This window comes from Micromonospora sp. MH99 (assembly GCF_021442385.1).
In the GTDB taxonomy this organism is placed as follows: Bacteria; Actinomycetota; Actinomycetes; order Mycobacteriales; family Micromonosporaceae; genus Micromonospora.
Map to the genome: position 1 here is coordinate 112463 of NZ_MUZA01000009.1, position 16062 is coordinate 128524.

Consider the following 16062-nt stretch of genomic DNA (forward strand, 5'->3'; position numbering starts at 1 on the left):
GGTCGGTCAGGAGGTGGTGAGGGACACGCCGGCACGGCGGCTGGCGTGCCACGGGATGAGCAGTGCCTCGGCGATCTCGACCAGGACGAACAGGACGATGCCGATGGCGGACATCAGGATCAGGTCGGCGAACAGCAGCGGGGCGTCGAGGTTGCCGTTGGCCAGCAACAGGACGTAGCCGAGCCCTTCGCTGGCCCCGACGAACTCGCCGACCACGGCGCCGACCACGGCGAGGGTGACGGCCACCTTGAGGCCGGCCATCAGGTGCGGCAACGCGTTCGGAAAGCGGATCTTGCGGAAGGTGCGCCACGGCCCGGCGCCCATGGTGGCGGAGAGGTCGAGCAGTTCCGGGTCGGTGGAGCGCAGGCCGGCCACCCCGGAGATGACCACCGGGAAGAACGCGATGAGCACGGCCAGGATGATCTTCGGGGTGAGGCCGAGACCGAACCAGACCACGAGCAGCGGCGCGATGGCGATCTTCGGGATGACCTGTGCGAACAGGACGATCGGGTAGAGCGCCTTGTCCAGGGTGCGCGAGTAGGCGATGGCGACAGCGGTGGCCAGCCCCAGGGCGGCGGCCAGCACGAAGCCGAGCACCGTCTCGTAGAGCGTGACCATGGTGTGCCGGGCCAGCTCGGACCACTGGTCGGTCATCGTGGTCCAGACCTGGCCGGGAGTGGGCACCAGGTAGTTCGGCACGTACTCCCGGGCGGCGACGAACCACCAGGCGACGAAGAAGGCGACCAGCACCAGGGCCGGTCGCCACAGCGAGTCGGCGAGGGCCGCCGCGCGCCGACCGAGCGTCGGGCGTGGTGCACGGCCACCACCGGACGGCGGTTGCGCCACAGTGGACGGACCGTCGACGACTGCCGCACCGACTTCTCCCGACGCGGAGGCGGCTGCCCGCGCACCGCTCACCTGGTCGGCGGCGGCCGACCGGCCCGCCGTGTCCAAAGAGTTCTCGGTCACGCGGAACCTCCTCGGGGCCCGGCACGGCACTCGTGGAGCGGGCCGGTCGGCGGATCAGGCAAACGCTTTCCTGGAGCGTAGGCGGCCCCCTCACGCCGGGCAAGGCCTTTCCTCGATCTATTCGTCGATCAGGCCGGCCCCGCACGCGCCGGGCCACCGGCGGCCCGCGCACGCCCCGCCGTCAGCGGGACAGCGGCGGATCGGGACCATCCACTCCGGACGGACGACGCGCCGAGCGCCGTCAGCCGCCGGCCGGGTAGGTGTCGAGGAGGCCGCACATGCCGAGCCGACCCCGCTCGACCGGTTCGGCCACCGCGTACACCCCGGCGTCGCCCAGGTGCCCGGGATCCCCCCGCTCGAGGGCGTCGAGCTGCACGGCGGTGTCGGCGGCCGCACGGCCGGCGCCGGCTTCCCACCGCTGCCGCCACCGCGCCAGCTTCGGCTGGCACAGCGCGATCGCGGCGGCGTGGAACGCGGCCAGCGCCGCCGGCCCGCCGGATCGCAGCGCCGAGAAGCCGGTCACCGCCAGATCCCGCCGGCGGTACGCGGCACGCACGTCCGCGCCCGGCGCTCCCCCGTCGGGCAGCGCCGCCGCCGCCGCGTACGCCGCCGGGTCGGCCAGCACCTCGGGTGGGAAGGTCAGCACCGCGTCGCCGGCCTCGGGCAGGCCGCTGTTCTGCATGAGCACCACGATGCTCAGCCCACCGGTGTTCACCAGGCGGTGCACGGTGCCCGGCTCGAACCAGACCACCACCCCCGGCCGCAGCGGCGTCTCCCGGAACCCGGCAGTGGTCAGGGTCTGCACCGCGCCCTCGCCGTCGGTCACCACGTACCCCTCGGTGCAGCACAGGTGCACGTGCGGGGTGCCACCGACGACGCCGTCCGGGGCGCCCGTGTCGTAGACGCGCAGCCGGGAGACGCCGATCCCGCCGGGAAGCGCCGCGAAGCGATCGGACATGGCCGGGCCTCCCTGCGGGAAAGGGCTTTCTCTGCGGTACGGTGACGCTAGCCGGCGCGGCGAAACGCCGTCAACAGACCGAGGGGGCGGGCCATGGCGACCCTGTCCGACGTGGCGCGACGCGCGGGCGTCTCACCCGCCACCGCCTCCCGCGTCATCAACGGCAGCAGCAAACCGGTCACCGACGAGCTGCGCGAGCGGGTGCTCGCCGCCGTCGCCGAGTTGCAGTACGTGCCCAACGCGCACGCCCAACTGCTGGCCCGCTCGCACCGCAGCGCGGTAGGCGTGATCGTGCACGACGTCTCCGACCCGTACTTCGCCGAGATCACCCGAGGGCTGCAACGGGTCGCCACCGACCAGGGCCGGCTGCTGATGATCTGCAACAGCTACCGCGACCCGGACCGCGAACTGGAGTACGTGGAGCTGCTGCGCGGCCACCAGGTGGCGGCGCTGATCCTGGCCGGCTCCGGCTACCACGACGAGGCGTTCACCCGGCAGCTCAACGAGAAGCTCGCCGCGTACGAGGCGACCGGCGGGCGGGTCGCGGTCATCGGTCGCCACGAGCACTCCGGCGACGCCGTCATGCCGGACAACCGGGCCGGTGGTCACCTCGCCGGTCGCGAACTGTGCGAGCTGGGGCACCGGGCGATCGGCGTGGTCGCCGGCCCCCGCATCCTCACCACCACCACGGATCGGCTGGCCGGGCTCCGGCAGGCCCTCGCCGAGCAGGGCCGCGAGCTGCCCGAGCATCGCATCCGGTACGCCGAGTTCGACCGCGACGGCGGCGCCGAGGCCACCGCCCGGCTGCTCGACGCCGACCCCGGGCTGACCGCGATCGTGGCCCTCAACGACTCGATGGCCATCGGCGCCCTGGCCACCCTGCGGGCCCGCTCGCTGGCGGTGCCGCGGCAGGTCTCCGTGGTCGGCTTCGACGACATGCCGATCGCCCGGGACGTGACGCCCGCGCTGACCACCGTGCGGCTGCCGCTGGTCGACATGGGAGTCCGGGCGATGTCCCTGGTGCTCGGCGCGGAGGCGCCGGCTCCCCGGGTCGAGGTGCTGTCCGCCGAGCTGATCCGCCGGGACACGTCCGGGCCGGCGCCGGCCCAGCGGCGCGAGGCGACCACGTCGGCGCCCCGCGCCCGGCGAGCCGACGCCGCCTCCTGACCGGGCTCGGTCCCGCGGCGTCCGGTCAGGACGGACGGCGTAGCTGGGTTGCGGATCGAGGACGAACCGGCTGCGGTACGTCCTCCCGACGGCGTCGCGCGAACGAGGAGATCACGGCGCACGGCGTGGCCCGTGCGGGTGGCGGCCGACGCGGGTCGGCCGCCACCCGGGTGGGTCAGGGCAGGTCGATCGGGCGCAGCACCCGGTCCACGGTGTGCGCGATCTGCCGGTTGCCCTTGTTGACGTCGAACGTGACCACGCGGGCGTCACGGTCGTTGGTGTCGGCGTCGACCAGTCGCAGCTGGCGGAAGATGAACCAGTAGGTGCGGACGTCGACCTTGACGGTCGGGCCGAGGGCGGTGGTCAGCTCCGCGCCGTCGGCCTTGAGGGCCGCCCTGCGGTCGATCGTCGAGCCCGGCACGACGTGGTAGAGCAGCACCGTCTCCACGGTGTCGATGCCCAGCCCGGCGACCGCAGCGAACGCGGCGCTCTCCCCGGGCAGCTTCCTGGCCTTGGTCAGCTCCTGCACCAGTTGCTGGAACGCGGCGTCGTTGGGCAGGAACGCGGTCAGGGCGACGGTGCCGTCGGTGAGGACCTTCACCGGCGAGTCCGGCTTGGCCTCGAGCACCGCCAGCACGGCCGCGGTCAGGACGTCGAAGTCCCGCGAGTTGCGGTCGAAGCCGCTCGTGTCCTTCGTGAGCACCTGGGCGAGCGACGTCGTGCCGAGCGGCTTGGCCTTACCGGTCGCCTGGGCCGGCACGGCCACGGCGGTGGTGGCAAGCGCGGTGGCCACGGCGCCCACCGCCATCCGGGCGGCGAATCGTGCGATCTTCATCAGCGGGCCTTTCGTCGAAGCGACGGATCCGTGACGTCTCGTCACGACACATGCTTCGCGGCCGGCACACCGCCCGGATGCAGCCGTCGTCGGGAAAGTTCGGCAGCCGAAATCCGCTGTCCCCGTCCTGGGCGCCCCGCGTAGCCTGCGCCGGTGCTGATCCGTGAGTTCGACGACGAGGACTGGTCGCAGGTGTGGCCGATGATCGAGGACGTGGTCCGGGCGCAGGAGACCTTCCCCTACGACCCGGACATGACCGTGGACACGGCGTACCGCGTCTGGGTGGAGGCCCCGCCCGGCCGGACCGTCGTCGCGGTCGACGGCGAGCGGGTGCTCGGCACGGCGAAGATGGGCACCAACCGGCCCGGGCCGGGCGCGCACGTGTCCACCGCCAGTTTCCTGGTCGCCGCCGACGCGCGGGGCCGGGGTGTGGGCACCGCGCTGTGCCGCGACGCCCTGGCCTGGGCACGGCGCCGGGGGTACGCAGGCATGCAGTTCAACGCAGTGGTGCAGACCAACCGGGTGGCGGTCGAGCTGTACCGCAGGGAGGGCTTCGACGTGGTCGGCACCGTGCCGGGCGCGTTCCGCCACCCCGCCCTCGGCCGGGTCGGCCTGCACGTCATGTACCAGGAGTTCTGACCGCCCCCGCCGGTGGTCAGCCGGCCTGACCCACCGGGACGGCCGGAGGCGACAGATGTGTCTGCGCGCCAGCGCGGCGGATCGGGGTGAACAGCCCGCCGACCGCGACCAGCAGGCAGCCCACTCCGGCCGCGAACGCGACAGCCGCGACGCCGTACCGGCCGGCGGCCCAGGTCAGGATGGCGGCGCCGGCCGGCCCGAGGGCGTAGTGCGTGCTCCAGAACGCCGAGGTGACCCGACCGAGCAGATGGTCGGGGGTGATCTCCTGGCGCAGCGACATCGAGCAGATCCCGCCGACGCTGAGACAGCACAGGTAGACGGCGGTCAGCGTGGTGACCGCCGGCACGCTCGTCGCCATGCCGGCGCCCGCCACCGCGAACCCGCAGACCGCGTGCGCGCCGATCCAGGTGGCGCCGAAGCCGCGCCGACGACGCAGCGGGGCCACCAGCAGCGCCCCGGCGACAGTGCCCAGCGCCGCCAGGCCGAGCACCGCGCCGACCGTGCGCTCGGTGCCGCCGAGATCGTGCGTGACGTGGTAGATCAGCACATCGGTGAAGCCGTAGGTCAGGAAGATGAACACCGACAGCAGGACGGTCAGCGCGCGGAGCACCGGCTGTCGCCACAGGAACCGGGCCCCGGCCAGGAACTCGGCCAGCGGGCGCTCCCGAGGCACCGCGACGTCGGCGGCCGGAGCGCTGCGCAAGCGGACGAGCCGCAGGCCGGCCGCCGAGAGCGCGAAGCTCGCCGCGTTGACGGCGATGGCGACCGCCGGACCGAAGCGGGCCGACACCACACCGGCGAGCAGCGGCCCGAGGACGGCGGCCGCCGCGAACGTCGCCTGGAGGCGGCCGTTGGCCTCGGTGAGCCGGTCGGAGTCGACGAGGTTGCGCACCGCGGTCACCGCCGCGACCTGGAACAGCATGCCGGCCGCCTCGCAGATCGGCAGCACGACGAAGAGCAGCCAGACCTGCGGGCCCGCGAGCCAGGCCAGCGGCACCAGGGCGTAGAGGACCACACGGGCCAGGTCCGCGACGATCATCAGCGTACGGCGGTCGTACCTGTCGACCAGCACCCCGCCGAAGATCCCGGCGACCACCGACGCCGCGCCGGCGACTGCGGTGAGCAGGCCCATCTGCGCCACCGACCCGGTCGCCTGCAACACCAGCAGCGGCACCGCCAGGTAGGCGAACGCGTCACCGGCCGCGGAGAGCGACTGCGCGATCCAGTACGTGCCGAAGGAGCGGTCCCGCCACAGCGGAGCCCGCCGAGGGCTGGCAGCTCGGCTCATCCCGTCGAGGGTAGTGGCCCTCGCAGCGCCGTGCCGACCGTCACACCGGGCCGATGTCACGAACGGGTGGGCGTACCGCATCTCGTGGTCGTCACCTCGATCGGCGAGGGACGGCGAGCGGAGAGGCACCACGATGAACACAGCACAGACCCCGCACCGGGTCGTGATCCTGGGCGCGGGCTACGCGGGCATGGCCACGGCGATCCAACTCGCGGCGCGCACCCGGCGACGCTCCGACGTGCGGGTGACAGTGGTGAACGCGCAGGAACGGTTCACCGAGCGGTTGCGGCTGCACATGACGGCGACCGGACAGGACGTCGCCGAGCTGACCATCCCCACCCTGCTGGCGGAAACCGGCGCGAGGTTCGTCCGCGGCTGGGTGACGGCTGTGGACGCGCACGCGCGGACCGTCCGGGTCGACGACAGCCAGGTGCTGCACTACGACACCCTCGTCTACGGGCTGGGCAGCGTCGCCGACACGGCAGCGGTGCCGGGCGCGCAGGAGCACGCGTACACCCTGGACAGCCCGGCGGACGCGGCGGCGCTCGCCGACCGGCTGGCGCGGCTCGGCGCGGGCACCGTCGTCGTCGCCGGCAGCGGGCTGACGGGCGTCGAGGCGGCGGCCGAGATCGCCGAGCGGCACCCGGAGCTGACTGTCGTGCTCGTCGGCCAGCGGGAGCCCGGGGCGGGCATGAACGCGAAGGCACGGGCCTACCTGCGTCACGCCCTCACGCGCCTGGGCGTCCAGGTGCACACCGGCGCGGCGGTGACGCGGGTGCTGCCGGACGGGGTCGAGCTGGCCGACGGGCGGACGGTGGCCGCCGCGGTCGTGCTCTGGACCGGCGGCACGCGGGTGTCGCCGCTGGCAGCAGCCGCGGGGCTGAGCGTCGACGATCGCGGTCGCGTCGTCACCGACGCGACGCTGCGCTCGGTCTCACATCCGGACGTGTACGCGGTGGGCGACGCCGCGGCGGTCCGGCAGGGCTACGGCGTCCTGCACGGCACGTGCCAGAGCGGCATGCCGACAGGTGTGCACGTCGGGGTGTCGATCGCCCGCAGCGTGCGGGGTCGACAGCCGCAGCCGTTCCGCTTCGGCTACTACCACACACCGGTGAGCCTGGGACGGCATGACGCCCTCGTGCAGTTCACCCACCCCGACGACAGCCCGCGCCGGCTGTGCCTCACCGGCCGTACCGCCGTCTGGTACAAGGAGACGGTGAGTGCCTCCCCCTGGCCGACGTACCGTCGCATGTCGCGGATGCCGGCGTCCGGCGCGTTCTGGCCGCGCGGTGGCCGCTTCACCCGCCTGCGGGACGCGCGGTGACCCGGCCCGGCGATGGCGCGGACCAGCAGGTGTTCCACCTCCACCGCAACCTGCTGTTCGCGGTGGCCTACCGCGTCCTGGGCAGTGCGGCCGACGCCGAGGACGCGGTGCAGGACGCCTGGATCGCCTGGTCGGCGGCCGACCGTTCGCAGGTCGCCGACCCGAGGGCGTACCTGGCGCGGATCGTGTCGAACGTGGCGTTGCAGCGTCTGCGCTCGGCCCAGCGTCAACGCGAGACCTACGTGGGGCCGTGGCTGCCGGAGCCGATCCTCACCAGCGGTGACACCGCCGACGCCGTCACGGACGTCGAGTCGGTGTCGATGGCCATGCTGGTCGTGCTGGAGACACTCAGCCCACTGGAGCGAGCGGTGTTCGTCCTGCGGGAGGTCTTCGACTTCAGCCACGCCGAGATCGCGGAGGCGGTGGAGCGCTCCGAGGCCGCGGTGCGCCAGGCCGCGCACCGCGCCCGCGAGCACGTCCGGGCCCGCCGTCCCCGCTTCCCGGCGGATCGGGCCCGCCAGCGCGGGGTCACCGAACGGTTCGTCGCCGCCGCCACCGGTGGGGACATCAACACCCTCCTGGAGTTGCTGTCCCCGGACGTCACGCTGTGGACCGACGGCGGAGGCAAGGTCCGCCAGGCCCTGCGGCCGATCGTGGGCGCCCGGACGGTGGCCACCTGGTTCGCCGCCATCGGCACGGTGGCCTACCAGGGGGTCCAGCCCGCCGACATGACAGTCGCGTTGGCCGAGATCAACGGCGGTCCGGGCGTGGTGTTCCGCGGCGCGGGCCGGGTGATCGCCACCGTCACCCTCGATGTCGACGCCGACGGTCGGGTCGTCGCCATCCACAACGTCGCCAATCCCGACAAGCTGCGGGCCGTCGCCACCGGCGCCGCCCACGACGTCTGGTCGTCCTGAAACGGCCCCGGGGAGGGACTCCCGGGGCCGTTTCAGGGGCGTACGCGCAGCGGGTCAGCCCTGGCGCAGCGGCGCGAGCGCGGCGCTCCAGGCCACGACCTGGTCGAGGGTCACGTTGAGCGCGTCCCGCTGGTGGTCGTTGGGCTTGAAGACGCTGAAGTTCTCGAAGTCGGTGAAGAGGGACAGCGCGACCTGCGAGCGCACGTCGGCCATCTGCAGCTCGCCGGCGATCAGGCGCAGGTGCTCGACGGCCCGGGCGCCGCCGACCGAGCCGTAGCTGACGAAGCCGACCGCCTTGTTGTTCCACTCGGCGTAGAGGAAGTCGATGGCGTTCTTCAACGCACCCGAGGTCGAGTGGTTGTATTCGGGCGTCACCATCACGAATCCGTCGAACGACGCGATGGTCTCGGCCCAGCGCAGCGTGTGCGGCTGGCTGTACTGACCCATCGCGGGCGGGTACGCCTCGTCGAGGTGCGGCAGCTTGTAGTCGAGCAGGTCGATCAGCTCGAACTGCGCGTCGGTGCGCTGCTGGGCGATCTCGTGGACCCAACGGGCGACGGCTTCGCCGTTGCGCCCCGGGCGGGTGCTTCCGAGGATGATCCCGATCCTGGTCATGGCTGCGCCTTTCAGTGGTCCGAACCTGGCGCCGGAACGCTAGCCGGTCCTTGCTTGGTCAAGCAAATGACGGACCTATGGGCGTGGTCACACGCTGCGTAAGCAATTGCTCAATCAAGCAACTACGCTGGGACCATGACCGACCCCACCGCAGAGCCGCTGCGACCCCTCGACTCCGACGAGGAGGCGCTCGTCCGCGCCCTGGGCCGGGTGATGTACGTGATGCCCCGCACGATCGACGCCGACATGGTCAACGACCGGCAGCTGCCGCTCACCGAGTACACCGCCCTGATGAACCTCTCCGAGGCGCCGGACCGGCGGATGCGCATGCACGAGCTGGCGGCGGCCTGCTACCTCTCCCTGAGCGGCATGACCCGGACGATCATCCGGCTGGAGACGCAGGGCCTGGTCAGGCGGGAGCGGTGCGAGGAGGATGCGCGCGGCTGGAACGCGGTGCTCACCGACGCGGGCTTCGCCCGGCTCCAGGAATCCTGGCCCAGCCACCTCGCCGCCGTACGCCGGCGGTTCCTGCGCCACTTCGAGGGCCTCGACCTGGCCCAGCTGGCCCGCGCGTTCGGGCGCGCGGGAGCAGTCGACTAGCCCGCTGTCACCGGTCGGCGGCCGGCGCCGCCTCCCCCTGCTCGACCTCCTGGATGAGTTGCTTGAGGTGGGCGATCTCGACGCGCAGGGCCGCCCGACCGGCAGCGGTGAGCGTCACCCAGGTGCGTGGGCGCTTGCCCTCGTAGCCCTTCTCGATCTGGATCAGCTCGGCCTTCTCCAGGACGGTCAGGTGCTGCCCGAGGTTGCCTGCGGTCAACTGCAGGGTGGTGCGCAGGAAGCCGAACTCGACCTGGCGAGCCTGGTGCGCGATGGCCAGGATGCCCAGTCGGACGCGCTGGTGGACCACGTCGTCGAGGCCGTTGGTGGGATGGTCGGTCATCGCGCCGGAACCTCGGTGCTCGGCTTGAACAGGGCGAAAGCGGCGCTGCCGAGCAGCAGCAGCGCCGCCGGGACGAGCAGGTACGGCAGGAAGTACCACCGCGAGGTCGAGTGGATGACCTGGCTGCCCTGCACCAGCACGATCGCCAGGTAGACGAGGGTGTATGCCAGCAGCGCCCGGTTGCGTTCGACCCACGCCAGCACCAGCAGCGCCAGCGCGATGACCGCGATGGGACTGGCCAGCCCGTTGACGAGCCACGCCGCCGGCCCGACCTCGATCTCGACCGGGTCGACGGAGAAGGGGTCGGCGGGGACGGGGACGAGCGGGTGGTACGTCAGCCAGATCGACACGGCGGCCATCAGAGCGGCCAACGCGACGCCGACGACGACGTAGGGGCGGATCGGGGTGCCCACGCCACGCCGTCGGGACTGTTTCACGTAGAAGCCGGCGATCGCCACGTACGCGAGCACCAGCGCGACGGTCCAGTATCCGAGCTGCGTCGGACTGGGCTCCATGCAGACCCTCTCCCCTTGGCGGGACCGGCAGGTGCCGAACAGGTCGAGGTAGGGGGCGTACCGGTAGACGGGTATCGCGACCAGGGTGACCACCGCGAGGACCAGCAGCGGAAACCAGGTGCCGCGCTGGGCGACATGGACCTGGCGGGTCAGGTCGCGCACGGCCGCCAACAGCTCGCGAGGGCCGTCTGCCTGCGGAGCGGATTCGTGTGTCATGAAGTTAGCTTTGCATTGCAGACCTATCCGCGCAAGAGAGTGCTCCAACATCTCCCGAACCGTGCCCAGACAGCACCAGGGGCGTGTGTCGAAGTCCCCGGTTCAGGATTTCGACACACGCCCCGGACAGGCCGAGCCGCCGACGTGACGGTCTAGGCGTTAGCCACCAGCCGCCAGCGGTTGTCCGCGCTGCCGTTGTCGGAGTCCTGGACGGCCTGCGCGCCACGCGCGGTGGACCCGTTGAGGATGCCGAGCAGCTTGCCGCTGTTGACGTTGCGGATCTTGTAGGTGCCGTCGCCGTTGTCCACCAGGGTCCACCGGTGGTCGGCGGTGCCGTTGTCGGCCCACTGCAGGACGCGGGCGTTGTCGGCGGTGGACATGTTCTCCACGCCGAGGACCTTGCCGCTGTTGACGTTGCGGAACCGGACGGCGGTGCCGTCGGTCACCACCACCCAGTTGTGGTCGGCGGTGCCGCTGTCGTCCCACTGCAGAGCCAGCCCACCGTCCGCGGTGGACATGTTCTGGATGCCGAGCACCATCCCGCTGCCGACGTTGACCAGCCGGTGGCTGCCCCCACCACTGCTGCCACTGGTGTTCCAGTAGACGGTGTAGTTGAAGCCGTGGGCGTCCTGGAACGGCCCGAGGTTGACGGTGGACCCGTTCGCGGTGGCGGTGAACGCCAACGAGCTGGTGCTGGTCCGCGCGATGGACGAGACGTTGAGTGCCGGCGGGGCGCTCAGCGTGGTGTTGCCGTAGTTGCCGCTGAGCACGCTCGGGCCGTAGGTGACGGCGGCGATGCTGGGGTTGTCGTTGGTCGGCTGCACGACGACACGCATCGGCAGACGCACCGTGATGGTGTCACCGGCGGCCCAGGTACGCGTGACCGTGGCGTAGCTGCCGGGCGTCGTGGCGACGGACTGCGCCACACCGTTGACGCTGATCGTCGCGCCGCTGGTCCACGCCGGAATGCGGACGCGGACGCTCCACGAGCCGCTCATCGTGCCGCCGAGGGTGAGCGTGGTGGTGTCGCTCACCGGGTACGTGGTGCTCTGCGTGACCGTGATCCCCCGCTGCGACCAGTCCAGCTCCGAGGGCACGAACAGGTTCACGGTGAGCGTCGTGCCGCTGTAGAAGTAGATGGAGTCCATCAACTTCGTGTTGATCTCCACGCCGGTGCCCTGGCAGCACCAGAACGAGTTGTAGTCGGTGCTCCAGGTGCCGCCACCCCACGCCGGGCCCACACCCCGCCGGCCGCCCGGCTTGAGCGGGGTGAAGTAGGTGATGTGACCGTGGCTGTCGGCCGGGTTCTGCGCGCCGATCAGGTGGTTGATCGTGGCGCGCTCGTAGTAGTCGAAGTAGTCGGTCCGGTTCGGGTCGAGCAGCCACAGCTCCCGCGTCAGCTTGAGCATGTTGTAGGTGTTGCACTGCTCGCAGGTGTCGTTGCTGAGGTATCCGGCGATCGCGTTGGGCGCCCGGAAGTGCTCGGCCTGGCTGTTGCCGCCGATGACATAGGAGTGCGCGCGGACGGTCATGTTCCACGCGTTGCTGGCGATGTCCCGGTAGCGGGTCGTCCCGGTGGCCTTGAACTCGCGGGCCGCGCCCACCCACTTGGGCACCTGCGTGTTGGCGTGCAGTCCGTTGAGCTGGTCGGAGTTGGAGGCCAGGGGGTTGAACACGGCGGCGTGGTCGAACCGCTGGGCGGTGGTGAGCCACCGGCTGTCACCGGTCTGCTGGTAGATGTCGGTGAGCACCTCGTTCATACCACCGAACTCGGTGCCGAGCATCGACTGCATCTGGCTGGAGCTGAGCCGGGACGTGCGGGTGTCGACCCAGCCGGCGAGGGCCAGCAGCACCGTACGGGCCTGCGTGTTGCCGGTGTAGCGCCAGACGTCGAGCAGGCCGGCGAGCGTCTTGTGGATGCAGTAGTAGGGCACGTTGCCGTTGGACAGCGTGCGCGCCTCGAGCGCGGTGAAGTCGGACTCCGGGAAGCCGGAGAGGTATCCCGAACCGAACCCGGCCGCACCGTTGTTGGCCTGGCACTTGGCCATCTCGGCGACCATGTAGTTCGCCTTGTCCCGGCAGGTGGTGTCGCCCAGCACCGCGTAGGCCTGCGCCCACGCGGTCAGGAAGTGCCCCTGCATGTGGGTCCGGAACGGGAAGTTCGGCGCATCCCAGCCACCGTTGGTGGCGGCGCCGTTGGTGGAGAGCCGGTGGTTGGCGCGGAAGTTGTAGAGCATCCGGTCGACGTCGACGAAGCGCAGGTAGTTCAGGGTGCGGGTCTGGTTGTCGAGCCAGCGGCCGGCGGTCAGTCGCACCTGACCGAACTCGAAGGGGTAGGCGCCGACGCCGATGTCCGACCGCGCTGGCGGGACCACGGCAGCGGCAGCGGGGCCCGCGCCGAGCGTCGTGGCTCCGGTGGCGGAGAGCACGGCGGTGGCGCCGGCGGCCTGCAGCACGCGGCGTCGGCTGAGGGGCAGGGACGACATGGGACCTCCAGATGAGCGCTACCGGCGACGGGGCGACAACCGGGCGGGACGGGCTCGGTGGGATGCAGGGGTCCGAACGTTAGCGTTCACATCCGTGTCCGGCATGTTACGGCCCACCGACCCACGAATTCAAGATGATGACTGTAGTCGTACGCCGTACACCTGTGGACGAAGCCGGGAGGGCGGGCGCCGTGAAGGGGATACGGTAGGGCGTGCCACCTCGTGTTATCGATAACACCCAGGGAAGACGGCACGGCCGGTCCCCGGGTCGGCGCACCCAAAACGGGATGCGCGCCGAGGGCGTCGCTGGTGGAATCTCGGGATGAAGCGTGATCTTGTGCGTCCCCCGAAGGCACGACCGGGTGACCGCATCGCGGTCCTGTCGCCGTCCTTCGCCGCTGCCGGCGCCTATCCCGAGATCCACGAGCAGGCCATGCGACGGCTCGCCGACCTGACCGGCCTCGTCCCGGTCGAGTACCCGACCACCCGCACGGTCGGCGCGAGCGCCCAGGCGCGCGCGACGGACATCAACGCCGCCTTCGCCGATCCCCGGGTACGCGCCATTCTCGCCGTCATCGACGGCGAGGACCAGATCACTGTCATCCCCCACCTGGACGCCGATCTCGCCCGCGCCGACCCGAAGCCGTTCCTGGGCACCAGCGACAACACCAACCTGCACCAGTGGCTCTGGGGGCTCGGCATCGCCAGCTTCTACGGCGGGTCGTCCCAGGTGCACCTCGGCCCCGGGCCCGCGGTGGACGACGTCCACGCCCGCTCGTTGCGGGCCGCGCTCCTCACCGGCGAGCGGTTGGAGATCACCGACCCCAGCGAGTCCGAGGACATCGGGATCGGCTGGGACGACCCACGCGCGTTGCGGTCGTTCGGCGAACGCGAACCGACCGAGCCGTGGAGCTGGTACGGGCCGCGCCGCACGGTCACCGGCCCCGCCTGGGGTGGGTGCCTGGAGGTCCTGCAGTGGACCCTCACGGCGGGACGCTTCCCGTTTCCTCCGGAGGTTCTGCGCGGCGGTGTGCTGATCATCGAGACGTCGGAGAAACTCCTTCCCGCCCGCGAGGTCGGTTGGATCGTCCGCGCGATGGGTGAACGCGGTCTCCTCGGCGCCGTCGACGCGGTCCTGGTCGCCCGTCCCCCGGTCTCCGACTTCACCCGCCGACCCGCCATCGAGGAGAGGACGCGCCTACGCGAGGAGCAGCGCGACACGGTCGTCGACGTGGTGAACCGCTACCACCCGGACGCGGTCGTCTGCGTCGGCGTCCCGTTCGGCCACACCAGGCCGCAGTGGATCCTCCCCCACGGCGGCCCGATCACCGTCGACGGTGTGGAGCGTCGGATCGTCGCCGACTACCGATGACGCGTCCCGGCCGACGGACGGACCGCAGAGCCGGCCGGGACGCGGACGGCGCGTCAGCGGTTCGGGGCGTGGGCGGCCAGCGGATTCGTGAGAGTCCCGACGAACTGGAGGGCGGCCGACGGGTCCGTCAGGTCGATCATCTGCTGGTTGTCGCGCAACTGGAGGCGGTTGAGGCAGGACAGCGCGAACTCGGGGGCGAACAGATCGTAGTGGCGGACCCGTTCGGCCAGGTGCGGCACCCGCTCGAAGTAGTCGGCGGCGCAGGCCGCGACAGTGCCCCAGAAGGCGTCCTCGGTGAGCACGCCTGCCTCGACAAGCACCGCGCCGAGGTGCCGCAGGAAGCAGTCGACGACGTCGGTGAAGATGGTCAACAGCTTGGTGTCGTCGGGCACGTCGACCCGGATCCGCTCCACCTCCGGCGGAAGCTCGACGTCGGCGCTGAGCACCGCGATCTCCTCGGCGATGTCCTTGAAGATCACCCGCTGGACGGTGTCGTGCTCGTCGAGGACCAGGATGACGTTCTCGCCGTGCGGCATGAAGGCCAGGTCGTGGGCGTAGAAGCTGTGCAGCAGCGGGGTCAGGTAGGCGTCCAGGTAGCGGCGCAGCCACACCTCGGGCGCCAGGGGGGACCTGTCGATCAGCGCCGCCGCCAACGAGCCGCCGTCGTCGTCGACGTGCAGCAACGCGGCCATCGTGGACAGCCGCTGCCCCGGGGCCAGGCCCGGCACCGGGCTCTCGCGCCACAACGCGGCAAGCATCTTGCGGTACGGGGAGGTCCGCTCGGTGGCCGCCTCGTACTGCAGGTGCCGGTAGCCGACAGCGGCCCGCTCCCGGATGACGGTCAGGCCCGATCCGGTCAACACCTCGTCGCCGGCGATCAGGTCGGCCAGCCAGTCGTTGATGGCCGGGGTCGCCGCCATGTACGCGGCCGACAGCCCGCGCATGAAGCCCATGTTCAGCACCGACAGCGCCGTCTTGACGTAGTGCCGGCGCGGCTCGGAGACGTTGAAGAAGGTCCGGATGGACTGCTGCGCCAGGTACGAGTCCGGTCCGGGACCGAGGTGCACCAGCCGACGCTGGGCCACCTCCCCCGCGAACGTCACGGCCAGTTTGTTCCACCACTGCCACGGGTGCGCCGGGATGAGGTGGTAGTCGTCGAGGGCCAGGCCGAGGTCGGCCATCGTGGCGGCGAACCGCGCCCGGGTCCCGGCGTCCAATTCGCCGGCGATGAGCACGTCGTAGTCCAGGTCGGCGGCGCTGCTGAACGTCGAGTGGTCCCGGTGCGCGGCCAGCCACTCCAGGCGTACCGGGGTGGCGGTCTCGGGGGCGTACCTGTGGTACTCGTCCACGCCGAAGCCGAGCCGGCCGTTGTTGGCCACGAAGCAGGGATGCCCCTCGGTCATCGACGTCTCGATGGTCTGGAAGTCCGCCCCGGCCAGCTCGGCGGCGCTCGGCAGAGACCGGGCCAGCTTGTACGCCGTACCGGCGAGGGTGGAGGTGATCTCCTCCAGATAGACCGGGAGCACCCGCGCGGACAGGCCGAGGGTGCCGCGCAGCTCGACGATCAGGTCCACGGCGTCTGGCGGCAGCTCGACGCCGTCCCGCTGCCGGGTGATGCTGTCGGCGTCGACCTGCCAGTGGGCCAGGGCGAGCACCCGGGCGACGAACCGGTACGTGACGGCGCCGTCGTCGCTGCGGACCTCGTACCACTGCCTGTCGTCGGGGCCCGGCACCGGCGCCGGGGTGAGCAGCCGTTCGTGGGCGAACTCGGCGAGCGCCTTGCGGACCAGCATCCGGTTGGCCCGCGCCCAGCGCTGCGGG

General features: G+C 71.6%; 15 protein-coding genes. 6 read left to right on the forward strand and 9 right to left on the reverse strand.

The annotated features are described in order from the left end of the window. Positions 1–6: 6 nt before the first annotated feature. Both B0E54_RS07500 and B0E54_RS07505 read right to left on the reverse strand, forming a co-directional pair. Positions 7–969: an ABC transporter permease gene (locus tag B0E54_RS07500; protein ID WP_234582531.1), complete on the reverse strand. Its 963-nt coding sequence runs from the start codon at positions 967–969 to the stop codon at positions 7–9. 241 nt (positions 970–1210) lie between these two features. After that, the gene (locus B0E54_RS07505; RefSeq protein WP_234582532.1) at positions 1211–1927 is read right to left on the reverse strand and encodes a cupin domain-containing protein; all 717 of its coding nucleotides are present in this window, start codon (positions 1925–1927) and stop codon (positions 1211–1213) included. Positions 1928–2020: 93 nt separating this feature from the next. On the opposite strand from B0E54_RS07505, the gene B0E54_RS07510 reads away from it, so the two are divergent. Continuing rightward, complete coding sequence (locus B0E54_RS07510) at positions 2021–3094, forward strand: LacI family DNA-binding transcriptional regulator (RefSeq protein WP_234582533.1); 1074 nt, start codon at positions 2021–2023, stop codon at positions 3092–3094. A 175-nt stretch (positions 3095–3269) separates the two neighbouring features. On the opposite strand, the gene B0E54_RS07515 is transcribed toward B0E54_RS07510, so the two are convergent. After that, positions 3270–3929, reverse strand: coding sequence for a fasciclin domain-containing protein (locus B0E54_RS07515; protein WP_234582534.1), 660 nt, complete (start codon positions 3927–3929; stop codon positions 3270–3272). Between the two features lie 153 nt (positions 3930–4082). Between B0E54_RS07515 and B0E54_RS07520 the strand changes: the two genes are divergently transcribed. Further along, positions 4083–4568 (forward strand): GNAT family N-acetyltransferase, encoded by a 486-nt coding sequence (locus tag B0E54_RS07520; protein ID WP_234582535.1) that lies wholly within the window; start codon positions 4083–4085, stop codon positions 4566–4568. A 16-nt stretch (positions 4569–4584) separates the two neighbouring features. Here B0E54_RS07520 and B0E54_RS07525 read toward each other — a convergent pair whose 3' ends face one another. Then, a complete protein-coding gene (locus B0E54_RS07525) occupies positions 4585–5856 on the reverse strand; it encodes an MFS transporter (protein ID WP_234582536.1) in 1272 nt (423 codons plus the stop codon). A 133-nt stretch (positions 5857–5989) separates the two neighbouring features. Here B0E54_RS07525 and B0E54_RS07530 point away from each other — a divergent pair, with 133 nt between their 5' ends. Together B0E54_RS07530 and B0E54_RS07535 are read left to right on the forward strand one after the other, a co-directional pair. Beyond that, the gene (locus B0E54_RS07530; protein ID WP_234582537.1) at positions 5990–7180 is read left to right on the forward strand and encodes an NAD(P)/FAD-dependent oxidoreductase; all 1191 of its coding nucleotides are present in this window, start codon (positions 5990–5992) and stop codon (positions 7178–7180) included. After that, entirely contained in the window at positions 7177–8097 is a 921-nt protein-coding gene (locus tag B0E54_RS07535; protein WP_234582538.1) for an RNA polymerase sigma-70 factor, read from the forward strand. Before B0E54_RS07530 ends, B0E54_RS07535 begins: the two co-directional genes overlap by 4 nt. 54 nt (positions 8098–8151) lie before the next feature. Here B0E54_RS07535 and B0E54_RS07540 read toward each other — a convergent pair whose 3' ends face one another. Beyond that, complete coding sequence (locus B0E54_RS07540) at positions 8152–8712, reverse strand: NADPH-dependent FMN reductase (protein WP_234582539.1); 561 nt, start codon at positions 8710–8712, stop codon at positions 8152–8154. Positions 8713–8847: 135 nt separating this feature from the next. Here B0E54_RS07540 and B0E54_RS07545 point away from each other — a divergent pair, with 135 nt between their 5' ends. Then, positions 8848–9312, forward strand: a complete 465-nt coding sequence (locus tag B0E54_RS07545) for a MarR family winged helix-turn-helix transcriptional regulator (RefSeq protein WP_234582540.1) — start codon at positions 8848–8850, stop codon at positions 9310–9312. Positions 9313–9319: 7 nt separating this feature from the next. Here the strand turns inward: B0E54_RS07545 and B0E54_RS07550 are convergent, their stop codons facing one another. From B0E54_RS07550 to B0E54_RS07560, 3 genes are all read right to left on the reverse strand, one after another. Continuing rightward, positions 9320–9652 (reverse strand): transcriptional regulator, encoded by a 333-nt coding sequence (locus tag B0E54_RS07550; RefSeq protein ID WP_234582541.1) that lies wholly within the window; start codon positions 9650–9652, stop codon positions 9320–9322. After that, on the reverse strand, positions 9649–10383 hold the full coding sequence (locus tag B0E54_RS07555) for a hypothetical protein (protein ID WP_234582542.1): 735 nt from the start codon (positions 10381–10383) through the stop codon (positions 9649–9651). Before B0E54_RS07555 ends, B0E54_RS07550 begins: the two co-directional genes overlap by 4 nt. A gap of 152 nt (positions 10384–10535) precedes the next feature. Next, on the reverse strand, positions 10536–12869 hold the full coding sequence (locus B0E54_RS07560) for a beta-L-arabinofuranosidase domain-containing protein (protein WP_234582543.1): 2334 nt from the start codon (positions 12867–12869) through the stop codon (positions 10536–10538). Positions 12870–13191: 322 nt separating this feature from the next. Between B0E54_RS07560 and B0E54_RS07565 the strand changes: the two genes are divergently transcribed. Beyond that, positions 13192–14241, forward strand: coding sequence for a S66 peptidase family protein (locus B0E54_RS07565; protein ID WP_234582544.1), 1050 nt, complete (start codon positions 13192–13194; stop codon positions 14239–14241). 53 nt (positions 14242–14294) lie between these two features. Here B0E54_RS07565 and B0E54_RS07570 read toward each other — a convergent pair whose 3' ends face one another. Next, complete coding sequence (locus B0E54_RS07570; protein WP_234582568.1) at positions 14295–16034, reverse strand: IucA/IucC family siderophore biosynthesis protein; 1740 nt, start codon at positions 16032–16034, stop codon at positions 14295–14297. Positions 16035–16062: the final 28 nt, after the last annotated feature.

Bases quoted from the DNA above. Each gene is read 5' to 3' on its own strand.
- B0E54_RS07505 (WP_234582532.1), bottom strand. From the start codon at position 1,927: ATGTCCGATCGCTTCGCGGCGCTTCCCGGCGGGATCGGCGTCTCCCGG.
- B0E54_RS07510 (WP_234582533.1), top strand. From the start codon at position 2,021: ATGGCGACCCTGTCCGACGTGGCGCGACGCGCGGGCGTCTCACCCGCC.
- B0E54_RS07515 (WP_234582534.1), bottom strand. From the start codon at position 3,929: ATGAAGATCGCACGATTCGCCGCCCGGATGGCGGTGGGCGCCGTGGCC.
- B0E54_RS07525 (WP_234582536.1), bottom strand. From the start codon at position 5,856: ATGAGCCGAGCTGCCAGCCCTCGGCGGGCTCCGCTGTGGCGGGACCGC.
- B0E54_RS07530 (WP_234582537.1), top strand. From the start codon at position 5,990: ATGAACACAGCACAGACCCCGCACCGGGTCGTGATCCTGGGCGCGGGC.
- B0E54_RS07540 (WP_234582539.1), bottom strand. From the start codon at position 8,712: ATGACCAGGATCGGGATCATCCTCGGAAGCACCCGCCCGGGGCGCAAC.
- B0E54_RS07545 (WP_234582540.1), top strand. From the start codon at position 8,848: ATGACCGACCCCACCGCAGAGCCGCTGCGACCCCTCGACTCCGACGAG.
- B0E54_RS07550 (WP_234582541.1), bottom strand. From the start codon at position 9,652: ATGACCGACCATCCCACCAACGGCCTCGACGACGTGGTCCACCAGCGC.
- B0E54_RS07555 (WP_234582542.1), bottom strand. From the start codon at position 10,383: ATGACACACGAATCCGCTCCGCAGGCAGACGGCCCTCGCGAGCTGTTG.
- B0E54_RS07560 (WP_234582543.1), bottom strand. From the start codon at position 12,869: ATGTCGTCCCTGCCCCTCAGCCGACGCCGCGTGCTGCAGGCCGCCGGC.
- B0E54_RS07565 (WP_234582544.1), top strand. From the start codon at position 13,192: ATGAAGCGTGATCTTGTGCGTCCCCCGAAGGCACGACCGGGTGACCGC.
- B0E54_RS07570 (WP_234582568.1), bottom strand. From the start codon at position 16,034: ATGCTGGTCCGCAAGGCGCTCGCCGAGTTCGCCCACGAACGGCTGCTC.